We start from the raw sequence: 22,738 nt of genomic DNA, 5'->3' as shown, positions 1-22,738 counted from the left end.
GCCTCAAGGGATGGCGGGCTTGACGCCCATTTCCTGGAGCAGCGCGTCGGCGCCGCCCACCGCGTCCATCACCCACAGCACGTAGCGCAGGTCCACGTGGATGGAGCGCGTGATGTCGGGCATGAACAACCAGTCCGACGCCATGGCCTCGTAGTTGCCGTCGAAGGCGAGCCCCACGAGCTCACCGCGGGCATTGAGGGTGGGGGAGCCGCTGTTGCCTCCGGTGATGTCGAGATCTGCCAGGAAGTCCACGGGCACCGAGCCCAGCGCAGGGTCGGTGTAGGGGCCGAACTTCTTCTCCTTCACCAGGGTCAGGAGCTTTTCCGGAGCGTCGAAGGGATCCTTGCCGGTCGCCTTTTTCACGATGCCCTCCACTCGAGTGAAGGGCTCGTACGTCTTCGCGCTCGGCGTGGGCTTGTAGCCGCGCACGGTGCCGTAGGTGACGCGCAGCGTGCCGTTGGCGTCCGGCGCCAGCGGTCCCGGCGTCTTCTCCTTCAGGGCGGCGACGTACAGCGGGCGTACCAGCGCCAGCGCGCCATCCCGGGCGTGCTCTCGCTTGTCCATGTCCAGCAAGAGCGGCGTGAGCTTTGCCGCGGCCTGCAGCAGCGGGTCCCGGCTGGCCTTGATCTGCGCCGGGGTCGCCGTCTTCAGGAGCTTCACCCGCGCCTTGGCGTCGGAGAGCTTGGTCTTGGCCAGAGCGCCCTGAACGGCCTTGTCGATGTCTTCCTGGGTCGGGTTCTTCTTCTCGACGAAGGCGCCCAGGATCTGATCGCGCATCTTCGCGTCGGAGAGCTTCGTCGCGCGCTCCAGGGCCAGGCTGATGAGCCCGGCCTCGAGCTTGGCCGAATAGCGCTTGTCCAGGGCCTCTTGCGCTTGCTCCAGGTTCTTCCAGTTGCGCTCCTGGTAGCGAGGATCGCGCTCGGCGTCGGGCTTTTTGCGTTCGCTCGCCATGCGCGCGATGGTGGTCGCGGCGTCCGCCAGGCCGCTCAAGCGCACCAGCTCCCACAGAGCGAAGTCCGCATCCCGCGTGCGACGCCGTTCTTCGAACACACGCTCGAGATCCGAGAACACCTTGCCGTAGTGTTGCTTGCGCCCAGTCTCGCCCTCGATCCACTGCTCGAGCTCTTGGTCGCGCTTCTCGCGCTCTGCCAGCGCGCCGCCCTTGGTCAGCCCTTCCAATGCGCCCTTGGTGTAGGTGAGGGCGTTGGAGAGCCCGCGGCTCAAGGGCGTGGCCTTGATCTTCACGTCCGGGTCGTCCTTGCCCAGCGCTTCCAGCATGGCCAGGTACTGCTCGAACAGGGCGATGCGCTTCGGGTAGTGCCACTCCACCGCTTCCTTCGTCTCCTCCGCGGTGTACAGGCGATAGGTGCGGCCGGGGTAGCCCGCCACGAACACCAGGTCCCCCGCGGAGAGCGGGCTCGTGGCGAGCTTCAAGTGCATCCGCGGCTTGAAGGGCACGTTGTCCGCCGCGTGGTCCGCCGGTTTGCCGTCCTTGCCCACATAGGCGCGCAAGAAGGAGAAGTCCCCCGCGTGGCGTGGCCAGCGCCAGTTGTCGATCTCGCCGCCGAAGTTACCGACGCCCGAGGGCGGCGCGTACACCAGGCGCACGTCGCGGATCTCCAGGCGCTCGATCAGCAGGAACTGACCGCCGCCGAACATCTCCGCGACCTCGCAGCGCACGTTTGGTTTCTTCTCACACTCGGCGATGAGCTCCTTTTCGCGCTTCTCGATGGCGTCGTAGCGGGCCTCGTCGGTCTTTATGGCTTCGAGACCCTTGCGCACGCGCTCGGTGACGTCGGTGAAGGCCTGCGTGACGAACACCCGAGCCGAGGGGCCGTTCCATTTCTCGTCGGAGCGGGTCTTGGCCAGATAGCCCTTCTCGAGCAAGTTCTCCTTGGGCGTGGAGCTGTACTGCAGCGCGCCGGTGGCGCAGTGATGGTTGGTCACGATCAATCCGTCGGGCGAGACGAAGGACGCCGAGCAGCCGCCCAGGCTCACCACGGCGCCCAGCGGGTACGCCATCGGGTCCGCCAACGCCGCGGGGTCGATGGCGAGGCCGAGCTTCTTCAGTTGATCGGACTGCTCGAGGAGCTGTCGGGGCACCCACATGCCCCCAGGATCTTCGTATCCGGCCTTCGCCTCCGGCGCAGGGGCAGGGGCGGGAGCTGGGACGGCCGGTGCGGCCGGCGGGGGCGCGGCGCTCGGGCCGCAGCTCGCGAGCAACAGGGAAAGAGAAAGGAGAGTTCGGCGCGACAGCATGGCTCCGCGCATATCACGGTGGGAACGTGTCGCGGAGGCGCCCGCGCTGGGGTAGGGTCCGGTTCCGCCTCGGAAGGAGCACGAGATGCCGAATCTCCAGGGAAAGACGCTGTTCATCACCGGCGCCAGCCGAGGGATCGGGCTCGCCATCGCGCTCAGAGCGGCCAAAGATGGCGCCAACGTCGCGGTGGTCGCCAAGACCGCGGAGCCGAATCCCAAGTTGCCGGGCACGGTGTACAGCGCTGTGGAAGAGATCGAGAAAGCCGGCGGCAAGGGCCTCGCCTGCATCTGCGACATTCGCTTCGAGGAGCAGGTCCTCGAGGCGGTCAAGAAGACCGTCGACACCTTCGGTGGCATCGACGTCTTGGTGAACAACGCCAGCGCCATCAGCCTCACGGGCACGCTGTCCACGCCGATGAAGCGCTATGATCTGATGCACCAAATCAACACCCGCGGCACCTTCCTGTGCTCGCAAGCGTGCATCCCGCACCTGAAGAAGAGCGCCACCCCCCACATCCTCAACCTCTCGCCGCCGCTCAACATGGAGGCGCGCTGGTTCGGCCCTCACGTGGCGTACACCATGGCCAAGTTCGGCATGAGCATGTGCGTGCTGGGGATGGCGGACGAGTTCAAGGGGGAGATCGCCGTGAACGCCTTGTGGCCGCGCACCGCCATCGCCACCGCTGCCGTGCAGAACCTCTTGGGTGGAGAAGACGCGATGGAGCGCTGTCGCAAGCCCGAGATCATGGCGGACGCCGCCTACGCGATCCTGACCAAGGGCGTGGACTACAGCGGCAACTTCTGCATCGACGAGACCGTCTTGAGGGAGGCTGGGGTCACGGACTTCGACCAGTACGCCAATGTTCCGGGGCAGGAGCTGCTCCCGGACTTCTTCGTGTGACCCGGCCCTCGCTGCTCCGAATCTTCTGCGTGTTTGCCGTGCTTTGTCTGCTCGGCGAGCCGGCGCGCGCGAAAAAGCCCGACCCGGGCGAGAAGTTCAACGAGGGCCTCTCGCTGTTCCAGGCCGGGCAGCACGAAGAGGCGGCGGACGCGTTCTACGAGGCATACCGCGCTCGCCCCCACGCGGCCGCGCTGTACAACGCGGGGCTTGCCTGGCAGCTCGCGGGGGATCTCGGTCGTGCGGCGACGGCGTACTCGCTGGCGCTCGAGATGAAGCTCGGGGACAGCGCCCGAGCGGACGCGCGCAAGCGGCTGGACGAGCTCGGTTCCTCCGTGGGCCGTATCGAGGTGGGCGCGCCGGAGGGCGCCACCATCCGCTCGGCGCCCTTCTTGGTGCACGACTCTTCCGCGGTGTTCTACCTGAGCCCGGGCAAGCATCGCATCGACGTGAAGCTCGTGAGCGGCGTGTGGGTGGTGCGGCGGGTGGTGGCCGAAGCCGGGCAGACCACGGTGGTGCTGGTGGAAGCGAACAGCTCGGAGCGCGATCCCGAGGCGGTGCCCCAGCACACGGTCAGCAAGCCCAAGGACCGCGCCGGCGAGCCGCCGGATCGCACGCTCGGCTACCTAGCCCTGGGCGGTGCCGCCCTGGCCGCGGGCACGGCCACCGTTCTCGGCATCGAGGCGCTCAGGGCGCGGGACAAGTTCGACGCCTCCGGGCACACCAGCGAGAGCGCCCGCGACCGCGCGGCGAAATACCGGTTGTGGACCAATATCGCTTGGGTCAGCGCGGCGGCCCTCGGCGCTTCCGGCGCCGTGTACCTCATCATGATCGACGACGACACCAGTGGAGCGACTACCGAGATCGGCGTGACTGGGCGCTTCTGACGTCTGCTACTCGAGTGACCTCGGACGTCGTGCTGGACGCTGCTTCCAAGACTTCTCCCCGGTCTTCGCTCCAGCTGTCGGAAAGCTGGTCCAAGAGGCGCAGCAGCGAGGAGTTCTTGGTGGGTTCTAGCCACTCGGACGCCTTTGCGCGGGCGACCTCGAAGGCGAGGGAGTCTCCAGACTCCCGGGCGATTCGCGCGCGCGCCACGTGTAGCGCGCCGGCCAGCGGGGGGATCTCGCGCTCCTCCGCCATGCGAAGACCACGATCGATGACCTCCAGCGCGCGCTCCGGTTCTCCCGCCTTGGCCAAGCACAGGCCCAGCACACGGTGGACGCGGAGGTAGGGAAGCACCACTCGTTGCCCTGGCGCATCCCCGCGCCGGAGGACCTCCCGCGCGGCGGCTTCCGCCTCCCCCAAGTGGCCCGCCGCGAAGGCGCACTCCGCCAAGGCCGAGCGGGCCCACTGCTGCATCAGGGCATCGCGCTCTTGGAGCTCGTCACACAGTTGGCGCAGAGCCTCCAAACCGCGCTCTGGACGACCTCTCGCCCGTTGATACTCCGCGCGGGTGACCACGATGCGGGCTTCGAAGCTGAAGCCTTCACGCGACCAGTGCGTGAGCGCTGCCAGGCTCCGCTTGAGGCCCAACACGTCGTTGCACAGGGCGTAGGCGGGATGAGCGAAGAGCAACGCCTGAACGTCGGTGGACCAAGACCCGAGCTCCAGGCACTGTGTCTCGATCGCTTCCTCCAGCTCGGTCGCCTTTGATTCTTCCCCCCGATAGCGGTAGGCCACGATACGCGTGGTATTGGCGACGAGCTGGTAGTAGCGGAAGCCCATCTCGTCCAGGCGAGTGAGATCCTCCTCGAGGCGCGGCTCGAACTGGTTCACGTCGACCAGCGCACGCAGACCGCGCACAGCGGTCTCGGCGAAGCGCCGCTGGGTCTCGGTGGCCGGCGACAGGTGATCCTCCTGGATGATGCCCAGGCAGGTGGTGAGATTGCGCGCGGCGTGCTCCAGATGCCCGAGGAGGATCTGGGGGAAGGCGTGGGCCGCGAGGTAGGTCGCGTAGGGAACTCGCTTCTTGAAGATGCCCAGGGGCTCCGACAACGCGACCAACGATTCCAGCTCCTCCAAACGGTTCTTGGCGTTGGCCAGGCCGCACGCATACCCCAGCGTGAAGGCGAATGTGGTGAGCGCGGCCAGCGGGTTGGGTCCCCGCGCTCCAGTGAGCAACCAGCGCAGCACGGCGAGGGTCACCCCGAAGCTGAGCGCCAAGTGCTTGCCGAGTAGCGGCCGGAGGCGTGCTGCCATCGATAGTCCGGCCTGGCGGCTGTAGGCGATCATGGCCGGTGCCGCCCAACGTCCCCCGACACGATGATCCACCACCCACCCCGCCGACAGGAGCATCACCTGCAAGTGCATCATGCGTGTGATCGGTGCACCGGAGCGCTGCAGGGCTCGTAGCGCGGATTCCAGTGGCTCGAGGCAATCCGCGAGGGCCTGGGCGTCGTAGAGCTCCGTGCCCACTTCTTCGAGCAGAGCGGCGCTGCGCGCGTCGTCTCCCGCGGCGTACAGGTGGAAGCCGGCTTCCCGCCGCCGCCCAGCAGACAGGAAATACTCTCCGATGCGAAGATGCAGCGTGCGCTTCTCGCTCTCCGAGAGACTGCGGATCAGTGCTTCACGCCAGGCATCGTGCCGGAATCGGTAGCTTTGCCCGTCGCCCACGAGCGTGCCTTGACGCGACAGCGCATCGAGGGCTTCGAAAGCCTCGCCCTCGTTCGCGCCGGCCTGAACGCACAGCTCGAGGGGCATCTCGCCACCTACTACCGCGAGCACCTCTGCCACCCGGCGGGTGGGCTCATCGAGCTGATTCAGTCGTGTCTCGATGGTCTGAGCCAAGCCCGACGGCAGCTCGTCGAGGTCGATCTCAGCGTCGAGCAGCCACTGGCCATCGGAGTAGTGGAGCGCGTCCGTGTCCACCAAGTGGCGAAGCAGCTCGGTACAGAACAGTGGGCTGCCGCCAGTCTTTTCGTAGAGCAGTGCAGCGAGGCGCTTTTCGTGAGGCACCTTGCCGAAGGTGGACTCCACCAGCTCGAGGATGGTGCCTTCGTCGAAGCCGCGCACGGCAAGCTGCTGGCTGCTCGCCTCGAGCAGCGCCTCCACCGCCAATGGGGCGCGGACTCGCTCTCCGCTCCGCTTGGAGATCACCAAGAACAGCCGACTCTCGTCGCTGGACCGAGCCAACGCGGCCAGGGCCATGGTGCTCGCTTCATCCGCCCGCTGGACGTCGTCCACGAACAGCGCTACCGGCTCGCCGCGAGATAGCTCTTGGATCAGGTCGAAGATCGCAGCGAGCACTCGCATGCGCTCCTCTGCAGGATCCACGGCGGGGCGCCCTTTGCCCAGACGACCCGCAAGGCCCGGGAGCACGCGACAGAGCTCGTCCGCGCGCCTTTCCAGTAGCGGGCGCACCGTCTGCGGACGCGCCGTCGCGAGGGCTGCGAGCAGATCCGCGGCGACGCCGAACGCTCGCGGCGTGGTCAGCTCCGCGGAGGCGGTGGCCACCAAGAAGCCGTCGAGTTGCGCCTGCAGCGCGATCTCCCGCAGCAAGCGAGACTTGCCGGCGCCGGTCTCGGCCTCCATGAACAGCGCAGCCCCGTGCCCGCGGGAGGCAGCTCCAGCGTACTGCCGCGCCTGGGCCATTTCCTGCTCGCGACCGACGAGCGCGGCGGTGTGCAGATAGCCGCGCGCCTCGAAGCGGGCCACGACGTCGGACAGCGGTGTGATCGCCGAAAGCCGCTCTAGCAGCTCGGCCGCGCTCGATGGCCGAGCGCGGGCCTCCAAACGAAGACACTGTCCGATCAGATCCTCGAGAGCTTTTGGTACGTCCGGGCGCAGCTTGGACAAGCGCTCGGGTGCCGTGCGCATGGCATCGACCTGCTCTTCGAAGCTGCGGCAGGGGAACGGCAGCTGATGGGTCAGCGCGAAGTACGCGAGCACACCGAAGCCGAACAGGTCCGAGCGTCCATCCAAGGGCAATCCGTAGAGCGCTTCTGGTGCCACGTAGCCCGGCGTGCCCGCGAGATCGCCGGCGTAGCCCGCGTCTACCACCACGCCGAAGTCGAGCAGCTTGGCGCGACCATCTTTGGTGCAGCGCACGTTGCGTGGTGCCACGTCACGATGGACGACACCGCGGTCGTGCAGGAACGCGAGAGCAGACGCCACGTCCGCGAACAGTTTCACCGCGTCACCGACGGCCAGATCTCGCACGTGTCGTAGATCCTCACCGTCCATCAGCTCCATCGTGTAATAAGGGCCCTCCGGGTCGACTCCGAAGCCGAAGACCTCGACGATGCGCGGGTGACGATGCGCCGTCAGCGTGGCGAACTCGCGCCGGAACCGTAGCTCGCTTCGGGCCTGTCGTTCGTCGTCCTTGGCGTGTTCCAGTAGCTTGAGGGCAACCGTGCGCTTCCGGCTGGTGTCGAAGGCGCGATACACCGAGCCCATGCCCCCGCGGCCAAGGCGCTCGTCGAGACGGTAACGACCGCCGATGAGCTGTTTGCGCTGCCGAGCCACGCCAACGATCCAGCATAGCGGAGCCGGCTTTGCTACAGTGGGCGAAAGTGTCGCTCGTCCACACCTGGGCAGACCAAGCCGCCATGCAGCTTCTGCCGCGGATCAAGCTGTATCGCTCGGGTTTCGGGGACCGCACACGGCTTGGACGCTGGGTCGACGAGATTGCGGAGTACGACCGCGACGTGGAGTTGCCGGAGCTATCGGAGCTCCTCGGCCAGCGCGAGCGTGTCCATGGGCTGTTGCGTCGGCGTAGGCTTCGGTTCGCATCCCCAGCTGCGCGGCGCTTGCCTCGGGAGAGCGCGTTCATCGAAGCAGAGCTGCTCTCCCCTGTGCGCCATGCTCCGCGTGGCGCTTGTGTGCTGCTGGCCGCGACCGGAGAGGAAGGATTCGCGCGCCGACGGCGGTTTGCCGCCCCGCTGGTGCGCGCAGGGATCGCCGTGCTGTCACTAGAAAACCCATTCTACGGATCGCGTCGACCTCGCGGGCAGATCGGCCCGGTCCTAAGAACCGTGGAAGAGCAGTTCGCCATGAATCTCTCTACGGTGGACGAAGCTCGGGCGCTGCTCGCCTGGCTCCAGCGCCAGGGCCATTCGCGGCTCGGCGTCAGCGGCTACAGTCAGGGCGGGATGATGGCTGCGTTCGTCGGAGCGCTTTCGAACGCGCCCGTCGCGTGCGTACCCCGCGGCGCGGGAGATCGCGCGCGCGCCGTATTCATGGAGTCCGCCCTCAGCCGCTCGGTGGATTGGGCCGCGTTGGCGCGAGATGCCGGAAGCGCCGCGGAAGCGCGCGCTCACTTCGATCGCTGTCTCGAGCCCGTACGTTTGTCACGCCACGTGGCGCCGCTTTCCCCGCGCTCCGCGATCGTGGTGGCTGCGCGTCACGATGGGTTCGTCCCTGCAGCCGAGAGCGAAGCGCTCCACGCTCACTGGCCGGGGTCCGAGCTGCGCATGCTCGAGTCCGGTCACGTGACGGCGGCGTTGTTTCAGGCGCGCGAACACCGCCACGCGATCGTGGACGCTTTCGAGCGTCTCAACGCGTCGTCGTGATCTGCGCGTCCGCCGTGCCGTCGTCGGCGGTCGTCACGCTGATGGTCACGTCGAGACCATCGCTCGCCGTGAGGCTGAGCATGTGGGTCTTGCCCAGCGCCAGGTCCGACTCGATCTTGAAGCCCTTGGCCTTCTTGTAGAAGTCGATCACCTCGCTGGGCTTGGCCTTGGTGTCGATCGTGACCATGTAGGCGTCCTTGCGGGAGCCCATGCTCACCACCGCGATGACCTTGGCGCCGGGATAGATGGGGACGCTCTTCGGGAAGTCCGCGGGCAGCGTGGTGCCTTCGCCGAACTGCACCTGCGTCTGGCTGCCGGCGTCGTCCGTGGCCTTGAGGTTCACGCGGCCCTTCTCGTCCACCGTGACCTCGCTGCCCGCCGCCTCCGAGGCCTTCTTCTCGAACAGCTTCTTGCGCAGGCCGTCGCAGCCGGAGGTGACCACGAGCAGGCTGAAGAGCACGATGACGGTGCGGGTCATGGGCTCGGGGATGTGGCACGGGGAGGCGCGGTTTTCAACACGCTGTCCAGCCGGCCGAGCTCGTGCTCGCCGAGCACCGCGTGGAGCGCCACCGCGTGCTGGCCGTACACCTGAGCCACGGGCTCCGGCACGCCGCCGTCCGGCGGTGCGCTCTCGTCCGGCACGCTGAGCAGGAACACGAAGGTGTCGCCCTCGCGGCACATGAGCTGCTCCAGCGGGCTGGCCGCGTTCACCGGCGCCCACAGCGGCAGCTCTTCCGCGAGCTTGGGCCCTGCGCTGGCCAGGCTGCCCTGCAACACCTCCACCACGTCCGCGATGGCATAACGGTAGCGCGCGCCGTTGGATTCCAGCGTGCCAGTGAACGAGAGCCGCGCCCGCACCACCTGCGTGCTCGCCTGCGCCGCCGCGACCAGCTCCGCGTCGCTCACCGGCTTCAACGCCTGGGTGGAATCCCCCTCGCACACGGCTGGATGTTGGGTGTCGGTCCGCCGCGGCATACACGCGGACAGAAGCAGCAGGGCCGTGAAAAGTCCGGCTCGGAACCACATGACGCGAGCATAGAGCGGATCTCGGAGCCGAGGTTGCGGAAGATTACCAGAGCAACCATGTTACGGCCGAGCGCGAAATCGCGTCCAAAGCCGTGACCACGTTCCCCACACCGCTCTCGCGATGGCGCTACGCGCTGAAACCGGCGAGCTGGCCCAAGCTCCTGGTTCCAGCGCTGCTCGGTGTCGCCATCGGCGCCCTCGATGCCGCGCACGTCAGCGGTCGCGGCGTCGCGTTCGGTGCGCTGTTCGTCGTCTTCGATCTGTGCGCCATCGTGCTGCTGAACGACTGGGCGGATCGCGACGTGGATCGCATCAAGCGTCAGATGTTCCCCAAGGGTTGTTCGCCGAAGACCATCCCGGACGGCATCTTGCCGGCGCACCATGTGTTGTTCGCCGGCATCGCCGCTGCCCTTGCCGCGCTGATCGTGGGCGTGGTTGGCGCCGTGTGGCTGGGGCTCCCGGGGGCCGCGGTCGGGGGCGTCATCGGCGTCGGCATCTTCATCGCGTACTCCCTGCCGCCCTTGCGCCTCAACTACCGCGGCGGGGGCGAGCTCCTGGAGATGGCAGGCGTGGGCGTGGCGCTGCCCTGGCTCGAGGCACACTTCGTGAGCGGCCGCTTGCTCACGCCCGCAGACGCGCTCCTGATCGGCTTCGTGCCGTTGTGTCTCGCCAGCGCCATCGCCAGCGGTCTCAGCGACGAGGTGAGCGATCGTCGGGGTGGCAAGCGCACCGTGGCCAGCGTCTTCGGCAACCGCCTGGCGCGCCGGATGGTGGAGACGCTGGTGCTCGTGGGCGTCGTGCTGTGGGGCCTCACGGCGGTGGCGCTGCCCAGCGTGCTGCCCGCCTGGATCGCCGCGCCGGTGCTGGTCGTCGTGCTGTGGAGCTTTCGCAAGCTCCGCCAGGAGAGCGGGCAGGCGACGACCAACGCCTTCACTCCGCAAGCGCGCTACAAGGCGCATCTCCACCACGCGATCTGGCGGGGTGCCACGCTGCTTGCCGTCCTCACTCTCGCGCGGCCCTGGCTACCGCTCTGATTTTGTCGCTGCGGCGCGGAACCCCGCGGCGGACCATGCAGAATGCCTCGGTGTGTCAGGTCGCCGCGGCCTCCGCAGACGGTCAGCGCCTGCAACGGAGTGGTCTGGAGTTTGCTCCGACTTCTTGACCATGCACGAGCTCGACACGGCGCTGGCTTTGCTGGGGCTGGTGATGCTGCTCCTCGGTGCGACCTCTGGACTCGTCAAGAGCCGCTGGTACGTTTCGGAGCCAGTGTTGGCCTTGGCCGTTGGCATCGTTGCAGGTCCGTGCACGGGCCTGTTGCGAGTGCCGCCGGACGCCTTCGGCTTTCTGGAGCAGGCCTGCCGCCTTACTCTTGCTGTCGCGGTGCTGGCGACCGCTCTCCGCTTGCCGGCGGGATTCATTTGGCGCCGTCGGCGCAGCGTGGGCGTGATGATCGGACTCTTGATGCCCGGCATGTGGCTAGTCACCTCCCTGCTGGCGTACCTGATCGTCGGCCTTTCCCTACCGGAGGCCGCAGTGGTCGGTGCCGTCTTGACGCCAACGGACCCCGTGATTGCCAGCTCAATCCTGACCGGCGCGCTCGCGGAGGAGAACCTGCCAGCTCGGCTGCGACACACGCTCTCGGCGGAGGCCGGCGCCAACGACGCTCTCGCCAGTCCGCTGGTGCTTCTTCCGCTCATCTTTGTCGCAGATGCGGGCTCCTCGTCACTGACAAGTTGGTGCTTCGACGCCTTGGTGAAGGGAGTCGTCGTCGGCGGCGTCATGGGCGGGCTCGTCGGATACGCGACGGGTCGGGCCGTGTTGTGGGTTCGCGGTCGCTTCGAGAGCGAGCCGGTTTCTCACCTGAGCGTGTCCTTGGCGATGGCCGCGCTGCTGGTCGGTAGTCTGTCTTTGGTGGGCTCGAACGAGCTGTGGGGGGTGTTCGTGGCTGGCATCGCGTTTCGCTCGGTCACCCACGATGCTCCCGAGCTGCGGGCGGAGAACATTCACCAGACGCTGGAGCGCATGTTCCTGCTTCCGGTGTTCGTGTTGTTTGGTGCCTTGCTACCCTATGCTTCGTGGCTGAAGTTGGGCTCCTTGGGGCTCCTGTTCGCGGTCAGCGTGCTGCTGCTGCGGAGGCTGCCACTGATGCTGCTGCTTCACCGCACGGCAGCGACGATTTCGACCCCTCGCGAAGCGCGCTTCGCTGGCTGGTTCGGCCCGATTGGCATCGCCGCGCTCTATTATGCCACTCTGATCGCGCGGCGTGCCGAGCGCCCAGAGCTGTTCGCGCTGGCAAGTCTGGTAGTGACCGGATCGGTCTTCGCACACGGCGTCAGCGCTACGTGGCTGGTCAAGCGTTTCGGTCAGAGGCAGCCGGGTAGCGCCCAAGGCCCTGTCCGGACGAACCGAGGGACGCGGCAAGCGGAGACCGGGTCGGCTCCCTCTCGAGCTTCTCCGTTCTCGTGACTAGCGGCGGGACGGGGATCGCGCCGGACCAACATACCTGCGGCCAAATACGGGTGAGGAGAGGGCGGCGTCGGCGGTGGGAAGCGGAGCCTCGATGACAGGGCGTTTCGCGGGTGTGAACGGCGGTGGGAAGCGGAGCTTCGGGGGCAGGGCCTTTCGCGGGTGTGAACGGCGTGTTAGCGCTGTGATGTGGACGGAAAAGCCAAGAAATCGAAGAAGAAGAAGGACGCAAGGCGCGTCGTCGTGCGGACCCTGAAGCTGAGCGATTACCAGGCCGTGTGCGACCTGCAGATCAAGTGCTTTCCGGGAATGAAGCCGTGGAAGCAGGACCAATTCGAGAGCCAGATCGAGCAGTTTCCGGAGGGGCAGATCTGCATCGAGATGGACGGCAAGATCGTCGCCTCGTCCAGCAGCCTGATCGTCGACTTCGACCTGTACGACGAGTGGCAGAACTGGGCGGTCATCGCCGACAACGGCTACATCCGCAATCACGACCCGGACGGCAACACCATGTACGGCATCGAGATCATGGTCGACCCGGACTACCGCGGGTTTCGCCTCTCGCGCCGGCTGTACGACGCGCGCAAGCACATCGCGCGGGACAAGAACCTGCAGCGCATCATCATCGGCGGCCGCATCCCGGGCTATCACCGGCACGCCGCCGAGCTGACGGCGCGGGAGTACGTCGACAAGGTGATCGCCAAGGAGCTGGTGGACCCGGTGCTCACGGCCCAGCTCGCCAATGGCTTCATGCTCGAGAGTCTGATTCCCGAGTATTTGCCGGTGGACAAGGAGTCCATGGGCTTTGCCACGTTCTTGGAGTGGGTGAACTTCGACTACCGGCAGGATCGGCGTCGGCGCTGGCGCGCGGTGGAGATCGTGCGCGTGGCGGTGGTGCAGTACCAGATGCGTCCGGTCTCCTCCTTCGACGAGTTCGTGCAGGGGCTCGGCTACTTCGTGGACGTAGCCGCGGATGCGCAGTCGGACTTCGTGGTGTTTCCGGAGCTCATCACCACGCAGCTCCTGGGACTCTATCCGGGGCTCCGACCGGGGCTCGCGGTGCGCAAGCTCGACGAGCATACGCAAGCGTTCGTGGAGCACTTTCGGAGGCTCGCGATCCGCTACAACGTGAACATCGTGGCCGGCTCTCACTTCACGGTGGAAGACGGCAACCTGTACAACACGGGCTACCTCTTCCACCGCGATGGCCGCATGCAACGCCAGCAAAAGCTGCACATCACGCCGGCGGAGCGGCGCTGGTGGGGCGTGAGCCCGGGCAAGAACCTGGCAGTGTTCGACACGGACAGCGGCAAGGTGGCGATCTTGCTCTGCTACGACGTGCAGTTCCCGGAGCTCGGGCGCATCGCGGCCAAGAAGGGCGCGCACATCCTGTTCGTGCCTTTCAACACGGACGACCGCAACGGGTACCTGCGGGTGCGGAACTGTGCTCGCGCGCGCTGCATCGAGAACCACGTTTATGCGGTGCTCTCCGGCGCCACGGGCAACCTGCCGTTCATCGAGAACGCCGACACCCACTACGCCCAATCCGGCGTGTTCACGCCCCACGACTATCCCTTCAGCCGTGACGGCATCGCCGGGGAGTGCTCGCCGGACGAGGAGACCGTGATGATCCACGATCTGGACATCGAGCTCTTGCGCCGGCACCGCTACCGCGGCACCACCACGAACCTCTCGGATCGGCGTTTGGACCTCTACACCGTCCGCTACAAGGACGGCGAGGAGACGAAAGAGCTGTGAGCCGCGTACGCGTCTGCTTCGTGTGCCTGGGCAACATCTGTCGTTCTCCAACCGCCGAGGGCGTGATGCGTCACGTGGCGGAGGAGCGCGGTCTCTCACACCTGCTCGAGATCGACAGCGCGGGCACGGCGGCCTACCACGCCGGGGAGCCGCCGGACCGCCGCGCCACGGCTGCGGCGAAGAAGCGCGGCATCACCCTCTCGGGGCGGGCGAGGCAGTTCCGACGGGAGGACTTCGAGCGCTTCGATTGGGTGTTGGCCATGGACGCCGAGAACCTCGCGGACCTCGAGGCGATCCAGCCCGCGGGGTCGGGGGCGAAGCTGATGTTGTTTCGCAAGCGCGATCCCGAGGCGGCGCCCGGCGTCGGCGTTCCGGATCCCTACTACGGCGGCGCTCACGGTTTCGACGAGGTGCTCGACATCTGTGAGCGCACCTGCCGAGCGTGGCTCGACACCTTCGCCAAAGAGTGATGGACCGGCGCGCGCAGCGGGTGCTCGAGGCGGCGTTGGGCGCGCGCGTGGAGCATGCAGCGCGGCTCGGCGGTGGCGATATCAACGACGCGTTTCGGGTTTCCATGAGCGACGGCCGCGTGGTGTTCGTGAAGACGAACCAGCGCGCGGATCCCGCGATGTTTCCCGCAGAAGCCCGGGGCCTCGAGTGGCTCCGGCGCGCCAATGCCCTACGCGTGCCGGAAGTGATCAGCGCGGCGCCGGAGCTCTTGGCGTTGGAGCACATCGAGGCCGGACGCCCAGCGCCGGATCACGACGAGCGCTTGGGGCAGGGGCTGGCGGACCTTCATCGTTTCGGCGCGCCGAGCTTTGGTCTCGACCACGACAACTTCATCGGCCGCTTGGCCCAGCGGAACGCCCCGGCGGAGAGCTGGCCGGAGTTCTACCGAACCCGGCGCCTCGAGCCCCAGCTCCGGGCAGCGGAGCGCGCAGGACTCGCTCCCAGGAGCCTGCTGACGAGCTTCGAGCGGCTGTTCGGCGTGCTCTCCGAGCGCGTGGGGCCGCCGGAGCCGCCGGCGCGGCTGCACGGCGATCTGTGGGGAGGCAATCTGCACACTGCGGCGAGCGGCGAGCCGTGCCTGATCGATCCCGCCGTGTACGGCGGCCACCGGGAGATGGACCTGGCGATGATGCTGCTGTTCGGTGGCTTCGGGTCACGGGTGTTCGATGCCTACGAAGAGGCCTACCCCCTGGCTCCGGGCCACGAAGAGCGCGTTGCGCTCTATCAGCTCTACCCCCTGTTGGTGCACGTGAACCTGTTCGGTCAGAGCTACGTGGGTTCCGTCGCACGCGCGCTGGCTCAGCTGATTTGATGCACTGAGCTTTCGAGATAGGGTCCCGATCATGTCACTGAACGTGGTGCCGCCCGGGAAGGACCTGATGGCCGCGCTCTCCACGCTGCTCTCGGGCGCGGAGGGTTGGATCTCGGCCACCGGGATCGTGGAAGAGGTGCAGCTCAGGGTCGCCGGAGCAGAAGGCGCGCGCCCGCTGGCGGGTCGCTTCACCCTCGCGTCCCTCGGAGGTCCTGCCGGCGGACCCTACGGCGTGGTGCTGAGCCGCGTGGGAGACATCGGCGTCGACGTCGTTGCCGGGGAGCTCTCCGCGGCGCGCTCGCTGGGCGTCACCGTGTGGCTCATGGGCAGCGCTCGCCCCGCGGAGCGCACGCAGGCGCCACGCGCGGAGGAGTCATCCGGCTGGGCGGCAGAGGCGAGCGCCCACGCGGAAGCCCAAGCGGACGACCCGTACGAAGACGAGCCTCCGCTGCCCGAGGCGGGAGACTTGGTACAGCACTTCGCGTTCGGGCTGTGCGAGGTGCTCATGGCGGCGGACGAGCGGCTGAAGATCCGAGATCTCAAGGGCCCTGGACGCATTCGCGAGATCCGCCTCGAGATGCTGATCGTGCACGGCCCCACGGAGAAGGACGGCAAGAAGCTGTTCCGTCTCGAGCGCAAGAACTGATGATCCGCAAGTAGCGTGCAAGCTGCAGAGCTGCGGCAGTGTGGCATTGGTGTTAGCGTTCTTGCATGCGGCGTATTTCCGGCGCGCTGGAGCTGCTTCGAGCGGCTGACGCTCGTCTGGATGCCGTGCTGATCGAGCGGCGTTCGCTTGGCCCGGGGCGGACGCGGGCGACGTCGCTCGAGGACATTGGCCACGCGCTTCTCGGCTCGGTGGCGGAGCCGGACGCCCTGGCTCGCGACCTCGTGCGCATCGCCGAGGCCGTGCACAGGGCGTTCCCCGGCAACCTGTTCTGGGACTTCGACTTCCTCGCTGCCTGCTTGGCGAAGGCCGAGGCCGGCGTGCGTGGGGAGATGACGGAACGGATCGTCGCGCTGCAAGATCGCTTCGGCCTCAGCTCGCCGATCTGCTTCCGCTACGTGCACGACTTCATGTACGGCTTCGACTGGGCGCGCTGGGTGCAGAAGGCGCCCGACAGCCGGCGTGGCGTGGGTCCTTTCGATCTGGTGTTCCTGAGCTATCTAGATCGGCGAGGGGGTGAGCTCGTGAAGCTGATCTCCGAGAACGATGCGAAGTACCCTCGGCTCGAGGCCGGCGTGATGCGCAATCCCTTCGAGTTTCCGCGAGAGCCCGAAGACGAAGCGCGCTTGCACGAGGATCTCGCGCGTCGTGGTCTGATTCCGGTGGAGGCGTGGCGCTTCGACGCGGTGCCCCGCTTTTCCGAGCCGTTTTCGGATTTGCGTCGCGAGCGCGCGCTTTCTTTGGGCTGACAAAACGACGGCGGGACCGAAGCAGACCTTCGATCCCGCCGACGCCGTCAGCCAACACTAGTGCTGCGTCCCAGAAGTCGCAATCGCAACCGGGGGGAAGAGTGAGGTGGCGACTTGCGTAGGAAACGCACTAGGCATCCGCGAAGCGGATGGGGGGAGAAAACGGCGAAGCCGATTTTCCGGGGGCGAAGCCCCCGAGGAATGGCTAGTGGGCGCGCCGCTGGCGGCGCGGCTGGGCGAAGCCCAGCGCGTAAGTAGCAATCCATGGATTGCTACTTACGAGACAGCCCACTAGTGCAGCGGATTGTTCGCGAAACGCTGGGCCAGGGCGTCGAGGGCCGCCACCGTTCGCGCGTCCGCGCCTTGGCGGGCGGCTTGGATGAGCTGGGGCGTGGACGAGTGCTTCACGACCAAGAGCCCCGTCTCCGCCTTGGTGCGGAGCTCGCCGCGGAACTTCACGAACATTTCCATCAGCGCCTGAGCGGCGATGGCCCGCACCTGATCGCCTTCGCCGGATTGCTTCACCGCGGGCGTCTCCCAGGCCCAGGAGTTGCCGACGTCTTGCAGTGACGCGACGATGGCCCGTGCCTCCACCGGCGTGGCAGCGTGTACCGAGCGCGCTAGCTCCTTTGCCGCGCCGATCCGGCGACACTCTCCCAATCCGGAAAGCACGGCGACGCGCTCTGGTCCGGGCTTCTTGGCGAGGCGCACCAGGAACTTGGTGGCGGCGTCGTCCCCGAGCTGGCCGAGGGCCTCGGTCGCTGCGCGCATTACCTCGAAGTCGCCCCCTTTCTTGAGGACGCCTTCCAGCACGGGGCGGGCTTCCTTCGAGCGCAGGGCGCCGACGGCTTCCAGCAGCCCCACCCGCAGCGTGGTCCACGCGGAGTCGCTCATGTTGCCGCGAGCCGGGGCGTCCACGGCGAGCATCTCGAGCATGGGGTAGAGGCCGTCCGGTCCGAGCGACCGGAGCGCCTGGGTAATGGTGGCAGCCCGGCCCCGCTTTTCCTGGTCGCGCTTGACGGCCAGATCCGGCGCCTGGGCGACCAGCTTGAACGCGTCCGGGTGCTGCGCCTTGGCCTTCGCGATGCGCTGCACCAGGCTCGAGCGGTGTTTCGTGGACAGCTCCGCCTTGCTGAGCACGAGGCCACCGGCGAACGCGGGAGACGTCATCATCAGGGCCGCGCCGACGAACGCGGCGCCGAAGAACAACTTCATCGTTTTCATAGTCCGCTCTCCCACCACTTGGCCGTTACGGCGCGGTCCGCGTTGCTGCCACAGTGAACTTCACCCAACAGGCGATGGTAGAGGTCCCAGTCCTCCACCCACTTCACCGTGACGCCGTACGGTGCGAGCGCCTGCGTCATCTGGGTCTTCATCACGTCCTGGCCGTTGATGACCGGGCCGTGGGGATCCGGCGCGGCGAAGACGTTGGGGCCGACGTATACGCCGTTCACCGTGCCCGGCTGATACGCGACGGAGTAGCCGCTGGTCTTCCAGTGCAGGTACGGGATCTTCACGATCTCGGAGTCCGTGAGCCCGGTGGCTGCCTTCAGCGTGTTGATCTGGTTTTGCACCTCGACCACCGCGCTGGCGCTCTCGCTCATCACGTTGGAGTCGGCCAGGACCTGATTGATGGTGGCCTGGGCCGATTGATTACCGGACCAGTACTTGCCCACGAACATCGACGTGTTGCCGTAGCCCTGGTTCTGGTACTGCACCAGCATGTCCTTGGCCATCTGAGCGTCGTTCACCAGCATGACCCACCCGCGCGGGGTGTTGGCCTTGATGAAGCTGATGGTCTCGTCCACGTGGCCCACCAGCAGCCAGGAGGTGTCGATGAACACCTGCGGCTGCACCGCCTGGGCGGTGAGCATGGCTTCGAAGGACTGGTCGGGATAGAAGCTCGAGGTGGAGCCGCGCATGATGCGCCCGAGCGGGTAGCTCTTCCCTGCGTAGGTGAACGGCGGGATCGTCTCCGTGTTGCCGAAGGAGTTCAGCGAGTCCGCGGAGTTCGGGTGGTTCGGGTCGTACTGTGTGACGCCCGCCTTGTCCTTGCCGCGGAAGTACGTGTACACGACCTTGCCGGCGCTCCGGAGCGTGTTGCTCGAGCCGTAGTTGGCCGAGCGAAAGTACACGCGAATCACGTGCATTTGGCCGCCGGTGGCGGGCATCGCCATCCAGCCGGTCTCGAAGTAGTCCTGGGTCCACTGGTCGCCCAGCCCGGTGGGCAGCTCGGTGTATTGGCTGCCGGAGCCGCTGCAGGCCGCGCTGAGATCCGAGCGGAACACCTGGGACGAAGTCGAGGAGAACGGCGTGACGTAGATGCTGGTCGCGTTCTGCACGTGGTGACTGAGCATCACCGGTGACATCCGCATCTTGACCTTGTCGCTGCCGCTGCCGCCGGCGGTCATGGTGACCTGCACGTCCAGGTAGCCGTTCCAGGAGGAGTCGCGCAGGATGTCCTTGCCCTCGATGGCGAACTCCACGCCGCTCTTGAGCTCCGCCGCCGTGAGGCTGGCGCCGTTGGCGATGGTCGAGAAAGAGGTGCCGGAGCCCTTGAACAGGCGCACCTTGCTCGCGGCGCTCGAGGGTAGCACCTCGATCTTGGCGGCCGCGTTGCTCGGGGCGGCGGGCCAGGGCACGAGCTTCAGACGGGCGAGATCCGCCAGATCGTCCGTGCCGTCGATCGTGGTGTTGGCGGCGTCGTTGCAGGCCGCCAGCGACGCATCACTGCCGGTCTTCGGGCACTTGTTCTGGTCGTCGTCGATGTTGGCCAGGAAGATCGCGCCGTACTGCGTGTTCCACAGGTCCTCGACGCTATCGTCGCTGCTGCCGGTCACGTCCACCGTGCCGTCACGATTGGAGTCTGCGCGCAGATCCAGCTGAGTGGTGCCGCCGCCGGTGCCACCCGTGCCGCCCGTGCCACCGGTACCGCCCGTGCCACCGGTACCGCCGGTTCCGCCCGTGCCGCCGGTTCCACCCGTGCCGCCGCATTGGCTGTTGAAGTCGCCGCAGCAGTCACCGAAGCCGGTGCACTGACCGTCGCAGTAACAAGGCGGGCTGCTACCCGGTACGGGTTGGGTGCTGCCACAGTAGCCGGCGCAGCTGGAGGTGCTGCCGCCCGTGCCGCCGGTGCCACCGATACCGCCGGTGCCACCGATACCGCCGGTGCCGCCGCCGGTCCCGCCGGTGCCGCCGCACTTGGAGTCGTAGTCGGGACAGCAGTTGCCCTGCTGCACGCACTGCGCGTTGCAGAAGCAAAAGAAGCCCGGAACGGGGTTGGGCAGATCGCAGAATCCTTCGCAGCTGGGGGAGCCGCCGGTTCCGCCGCCGGTTCCTCCAGTGGCGCCAACGCCTCCAGTGGCGCCAACACCGCCCGTGGCGCCAACGCCTCCGGCGTTGCCCGCGCCCCCGGCGTTGCCGAAGCCTCCGGCGTTGTCAACGTTGCCTGAGCCACCTTGAGCGCCGCTTCCGCCGTTTGGGCTACCGCTGCTCGAGCCGCAACCCATCGCCAGGAAGGCCGCCGTGATGACGCCTGTGGACCACGATAGTCTCATCGTCTTCTCCCAAGCCGTTCAGCTCCGCGGATCCGCCGCGGGCGAAGCTTCCGAAGCCTAACGGAAGGCGAAGTGGGGACACGCGATTTCTTGTGGGGAGAGGTACGAATTCCGGGGCTTCGTAACGGAATATTTCAATCAGGGAGCGATGAACGCTGCGGCCGTCCATCCGAGCTGCGCCAAGCTACCGGCTCCCGCCACCAGCACCACGAAACGCAGGCACGCGTTTCGCGCGCTCGCGTTGGCGTGCGGAACGAGGGGCACGGCGAGGCCGAGGGCGACGGCCGGAGCGAGGGCTGCCACTGCCGCGATCCAAGGCGCCTTGCCGGGAAGCGCCATGAAACCGAGCAGCAGCGCCGCGGCGGTGACGCCAATGGCCGTGATGCGCGCTGGGCGCTCTCCGAGGACGACGGCCAGCGTTCGCTTGCGCGCCTTGCGATCCGCCGGGGTGTCGGGCAGCGCCGTCGTGACGTTGCCGGCGTAGCCCAAGAGCGCGGTGGGCACGATGCTGGCCAGGTGCAGCGGAGCAAAGGTGCCCGCCTGGTAGTAGAAGGCCGTGAGTGGCAGCACGACGCCGACGCCCAGGGCTTGCAGCACTTCGCCGTTGCCGCGATAGGAAAGGCGGAACGGCGGGAAGCTGTAGGCCCACAAGATCCCAAGGGGCAGCGCCGCGAGAACCACGGCGAAGGGGAGCCGCTCGATGAAACCCGCCACGGCGCCGATGGCTCCGATCCCCAGCGCCATGAGCATCGCACCGTTGGCGAGCTGTCGCGGTGTGAGCTTGCCCTCCGGCACCACGCGAGAGCCCCCGCTGAAGACGTTGTAGGTCTTGTTGCCGAGATCCGCGCGCCAGTCCGCCGCGTCGTTGGCGAACACGATGAACAGATGCACGAAGAGGCCGTACACGTGCACCAGGGCGAACCGCTTCCAGGAGAAGGCGCCGGCCTGGGCGTAGGCGAGGGCTTGGCCGAAGAGCAGCGGAACCGCGATGTTCGCCTGCGCCGGCGGACGCGCGGCCTGGAGCCAGGCCTTCACCGGGGCGGGCATGCGTCAGCTGGGAGGCGGATCTGCGGGCTCTTGGGCGCAGTTGATGACGACGGGCCCTTGAGCAGCGTTGATCCGCGTGAGCGTCCAGGTGGAGCCCGTGAGGTCGAGGGGGATGGGCTTGGTCACATTTCCTCCCAGGTCCCCGCAGTAGAAGTTCCCCGCGCTGCACACGGAGCCCGTGAAGCTCTGGATCTCGACGGCGATGTCGGAGCCGCTGATGGGATTGGCAGCGCCCACGATGTCGATGGACGGCAAGTCGTCGTCGAACGTGCCGTCCGACGCCACGGCGATCGGAGGCAATGTGATGGGGCTACCAACGGGCGTGGTGCGGTCCTTGGCGTCCAGAGCCTGCAGCGTCCAGAGCATCTGCGCGGGAGCCGTCGTCGCGGTGACGTGGAACAGGAACGGCGACTTGGGCTGAATGCTGGCCGAAATCACCAGCAGGAAGTCCGCCGACAGGGTGGCTTGGACGTCGGCGCACGCGGCGCCGCCCGTCCCGCCGGCGGCCGAGCCTCCGGTTCCGCCGGCAGCTACGCCGCCGCTGCCAGCGGCCCCAAACCCGCCGAACCCGCCGCCGCTGCCTGCGAAGGAGGCTTCGCTGCCGCCGTCCAGCCCACCGCCACCGCTGGCGTTTCCCCCGCAGGCCGCGAGCACGAACACGACCCCGAGGGACGGCCGCAGGGTCATGTCGGCGGAGGGCCCGCGGGCTTCTTCGCGCAGTTGATGGTGGGCTCGGGATACACACCCGGGCTCGTGAGCTTGGTCAGCGTCCAGTTGGAGTTCTTCAGATCGAGAGGGATGGGCTTGGTGACGGCCGCGTCGAGCAGTCCGCAATAGAAGCCATCGAGATTGCAGACGGTGCCACGCAGGCTGGAGATGTCAGCGGTGATGTTGGAGCCGGAGATCGGGTTCGCCTGCCCCGTGACATCCAGCGGATCCGGGTTCACGTCGAAGCTTCCATCGGCTCCGATTTTCATCGTCGGTAGCTCGATGGAGGGGGGTATCTCCGTCGAGCGGTCCTTGGCGTCCAAGGGCGTGAGCGTCCAGTTCATCTCCAAGCCGTCCGCGCCGTCCGCCGTCGTCACCTTGGTGGCGAACAAGAGTGGTGCTTCCGGCTTCACGCTGGCCGATAGCGAGAAGACATAGTCGCCGTCGAGCTCTCCGGCGGCGGGCACCACGCAGGGACCAGCGTCCCCCGTGCCGCTGTCTTCCACCACCTGGACCTTGCAGTTGTCCGACTCCTCGCATCGCGTCACGAAGTCGTCGTAGGCGCCGCCTGGGTCGGCGCAGGAAGCGAAGACCACCGAGGACAGCAGGGCGAGCGCGAAGAACGAGCGGAAAGTCGGCATGTTTCGTATCCCGATTATGAAGGATTGACCCCTCGCGGCAATGGCCCCTCCGGGGGGCGCTCCCGCCGGCCGCGCACCCCACAGTCATATGCCCGTGGCTTTTTCACCGTCAAGTGACTAGAACGGAAGGGGTC

The 22,738-nt window shown here is 67.2% G+C and carries 19 protein-coding genes; 10 read left to right on the top strand and 9 right to left on the bottom strand.

Going from position 1 to position 22,738, the window contains the following annotated elements:
• Nucleotides 1-3: 3 nt before the first annotated feature.
• Nucleotides 4-2,259 (bottom strand): S46 family peptidase, encoded by a 2,256-nt coding sequence (locus H6717_16710; GenBank protein ID MCB9578671.1) that lies wholly within the window; start codon nt 2,257-2,259, stop codon nt 4-6.
• A gap of 85 nt (nt 2,260-2,344) precedes the next feature.
• Between H6717_16710 and H6717_16705 the strand changes: the two genes are divergently transcribed.
• The gene (locus H6717_16705) at nt 2,345-3,160 is read left to right on the top strand and encodes an NAD(P)-dependent oxidoreductase (GenBank protein MCB9578670.1); all 816 of its coding nucleotides are present in this window, start codon (nt 2,345-2,347) and stop codon (nt 3,158-3,160) included.
• Complete coding sequence (locus H6717_16700; GenBank protein MCB9578669.1) at nt 3,157-4,044, top strand: tetratricopeptide repeat protein; 888 nt, start codon at nt 3,157-3,159, stop codon at nt 4,042-4,044. The genes H6717_16705 and H6717_16700 overlap by 4 nt, the downstream gene beginning before the upstream one ends.
• Here H6717_16700 and H6717_16695 read toward each other — a convergent pair.
• Complete coding sequence (locus H6717_16695; GenBank protein ID MCB9578668.1) at nt 4,013-7,621, bottom strand: protein kinase; 3,609 nt, start codon at nt 7,619-7,621, stop codon at nt 4,013-4,015. The genes H6717_16700 and H6717_16695 overlap by 32 nt on opposite strands.
• Before the next feature lie 47 nt (nt 7,622-7,668).
• Between H6717_16695 and H6717_16690 the strand changes: the two genes are divergently transcribed.
• Nucleotides 7,669-8,667 (top strand): alpha/beta hydrolase family protein, encoded by a 999-nt coding sequence (locus tag H6717_16690; protein ID MCB9578667.1) that lies wholly within the window; start codon nt 7,669-7,671, stop codon nt 8,665-8,667.
• Here H6717_16690 and H6717_16685 read toward each other — a convergent pair.
• Both H6717_16685 and H6717_16680 read right to left on the bottom strand, forming a co-directional pair.
• Nucleotides 8,651-9,145 carry a hypothetical protein gene (locus H6717_16685; protein MCB9578666.1) on the bottom strand — a complete coding sequence of 165 codons (495 nt, stop codon included), beginning with the start codon at nt 9,143-9,145 and terminating at the stop codon, nt 8,651-8,653. The genes H6717_16690 and H6717_16685 overlap by 17 nt on opposite strands.
• Nucleotides 9,142-9,693 (bottom strand): hypothetical protein, encoded by a 552-nt coding sequence (locus tag H6717_16680; GenBank protein ID MCB9578665.1) that lies wholly within the window; start codon nt 9,691-9,693, stop codon nt 9,142-9,144. Before H6717_16680 ends, H6717_16685 begins: the two co-directional genes overlap by 4 nt.
• Before the next feature lie 92 nt (nt 9,694-9,785).
• Between H6717_16680 and H6717_16675 the strand changes: the two genes are divergently transcribed.
• From H6717_16675 to H6717_16645, 7 genes are all read left to right on the top strand, one after another.
• The gene (locus H6717_16675) at nt 9,786-10,727 is read left to right on the top strand and encodes a prenyltransferase (GenBank protein ID MCB9578664.1); all 942 of its coding nucleotides are present in this window, start codon (nt 9,786-9,788) and stop codon (nt 10,725-10,727) included.
• A 130-nt stretch (nt 10,728-10,857) separates the two neighbouring features.
• Nucleotides 10,858-12,159, top strand: a complete 1,302-nt coding sequence (locus H6717_16670; protein ID MCB9578663.1) for a cation:proton antiporter — start codon at nt 10,858-10,860, stop codon at nt 12,157-12,159.
• A 309-nt stretch (nt 12,160-12,468) separates the two neighbouring features.
• On the top strand, nt 12,469-13,917 hold the full coding sequence (locus H6717_16665; GenBank protein ID MCB9578662.1) for a bifunctional GNAT family N-acetyltransferase/carbon-nitrogen hydrolase family protein: 1,449 nt from the start codon (nt 12,469-12,471) through the stop codon (nt 13,915-13,917).
• Nucleotides 13,914-14,387, top strand: coding sequence for a low molecular weight phosphotyrosine protein phosphatase (locus H6717_16660; GenBank protein MCB9578661.1), 474 nt, complete (start codon nt 13,914-13,916; stop codon nt 14,385-14,387). Before H6717_16665 ends, H6717_16660 begins: the two co-directional genes overlap by 4 nt.
• Complete coding sequence (locus H6717_16655) at nt 14,387-15,238, top strand: fructosamine kinase family protein (GenBank protein MCB9578660.1); 852 nt, start codon at nt 14,387-14,389, stop codon at nt 15,236-15,238. The genes H6717_16660 and H6717_16655 overlap by 1 nt, the downstream gene beginning before the upstream one ends.
• A 31-nt stretch (nt 15,239-15,269) precedes the next feature.
• The gene (locus tag H6717_16650) at nt 15,270-15,884 is read left to right on the top strand and encodes a hypothetical protein (protein ID MCB9578659.1); all 615 of its coding nucleotides are present in this window, start codon (nt 15,270-15,272) and stop codon (nt 15,882-15,884) included.
• 65 nt (nt 15,885-15,949) lie between these two features.
• Entirely contained in the window at nt 15,950-16,651 is a 702-nt protein-coding gene (locus H6717_16645) for a ferrochelatase (GenBank protein ID MCB9578658.1), read from the top strand.
• 291 nt (nt 16,652-16,942) lie between these two features.
• On the opposite strand, the gene H6717_16640 is transcribed toward H6717_16645, so the two are convergent.
• The 5 genes from H6717_16640 to H6717_16620 form a co-directional block, all read right to left on the bottom strand.
• Complete coding sequence (locus tag H6717_16640; GenBank protein MCB9578657.1) at nt 16,943-17,875, bottom strand: HEAT repeat domain-containing protein; 933 nt, start codon at nt 17,873-17,875, stop codon at nt 16,943-16,945.
• Complete coding sequence (locus H6717_16635; protein MCB9578656.1) at nt 17,872-20,208, bottom strand: protein-arginine deiminase; 2,337 nt, start codon at nt 20,206-20,208, stop codon at nt 17,872-17,874. The genes H6717_16640 and H6717_16635 overlap by 4 nt, the downstream gene beginning before the upstream one ends.
• A 138-nt stretch (nt 20,209-20,346) precedes the next feature.
• Nucleotides 20,347-21,243 (bottom strand): prenyltransferase, encoded by an 897-nt coding sequence (locus tag H6717_16630; protein MCB9578655.1) that lies wholly within the window; start codon nt 21,241-21,243, stop codon nt 20,347-20,349.
• 15 nt (nt 21,244-21,258) lie between these two features.
• The gene (locus H6717_16625; protein MCB9578654.1) at nt 21,259-21,942 is read right to left on the bottom strand and encodes a hypothetical protein; all 684 of its coding nucleotides are present in this window, start codon (nt 21,940-21,942) and stop codon (nt 21,259-21,261) included.
• Nucleotides 21,939-22,604, bottom strand: coding sequence for a hypothetical protein (locus H6717_16620; protein ID MCB9578653.1), 666 nt, complete (start codon nt 22,602-22,604; stop codon nt 21,939-21,941). Before H6717_16620 ends, H6717_16625 begins: the two co-directional genes overlap by 4 nt.
• Between the last annotated feature and the right edge of the window lie 134 nt (nt 22,605-22,738).

It is taken from the genome of Polyangiaceae bacterium, from assembly GCA_020633235.1.
Lineage (GTDB): Bacteria > Myxococcota_A > Polyangia > Polyangiales > Polyangiaceae > JACKEA01.
Note: the sequence above shows the minus strand (reverse complement) of the source record. Positions and strands in the feature narration are given on the sequence as shown.

Bases quoted from the DNA above. Each gene is read 5' to 3' on its own strand.
- H6717_16665 (MCB9578662.1), top strand. From the start codon at position 12,469: ATGAAGCCGTGGAAGCAGGACCAATTCGAGAGCCAGATCGAGCAGTTT.
- H6717_16640 (MCB9578657.1), bottom strand. From the start codon at position 17,875: ATGAAAACGATGAAGTTGTTCTTCGGCGCCGCGTTCGTCGGCGCGGCC.
- H6717_16645 (MCB9578658.1), top strand. From the start codon at position 15,950: ATGCGGCGTATTTCCGGCGCGCTGGAGCTGCTTCGAGCGGCTGACGCT.
- H6717_16650 (MCB9578659.1), top strand. From the start codon at position 15,270: ATGTCACTGAACGTGGTGCCGCCCGGGAAGGACCTGATGGCCGCGCTC.
- H6717_16685 (MCB9578666.1), bottom strand. From the start codon at position 9,145: ATGACCCGCACCGTCATCGTGCTCTTCAGCCTGCTCGTGGTCACCTCC.
- H6717_16670 (MCB9578663.1), top strand. From the start codon at position 10,858: ATGCACGAGCTCGACACGGCGCTGGCTTTGCTGGGGCTGGTGATGCTG.
- H6717_16705 (MCB9578670.1), top strand. From the start codon at position 2,345: ATGCCGAATCTCCAGGGAAAGACGCTGTTCATCACCGGCGCCAGCCGA.
- H6717_16635 (MCB9578656.1), bottom strand. From the start codon at position 20,208: ATGAGACTATCGTGGTCCACAGGCGTCATCACGGCGGCCTTCCTGGCG.
- H6717_16680 (MCB9578665.1), bottom strand. From the start codon at position 9,693: ATGTGGTTCCGAGCCGGACTTTTCACGGCCCTGCTGCTTCTGTCCGCG.
- H6717_16625 (MCB9578654.1), bottom strand. From the start codon at position 21,942: ATGACCCTGCGGCCGTCCCTCGGGGTCGTGTTCGTGCTCGCGGCCTGC.
- H6717_16655 (MCB9578660.1), top strand. From the start codon at position 14,387: ATGGACCGGCGCGCGCAGCGGGTGCTCGAGGCGGCGTTGGGCGCGCGC.
- H6717_16710 (MCB9578671.1), bottom strand. From the start codon at position 2,259: ATGCTGTCGCGCCGAACTCTCCTTTCTCTTTCCCTGTTGCTCGCGAGC.
- H6717_16620 (MCB9578653.1), bottom strand. From the start codon at position 22,604: ATGCCGACTTTCCGCTCGTTCTTCGCGCTCGCCCTGCTGTCCTCGGTG.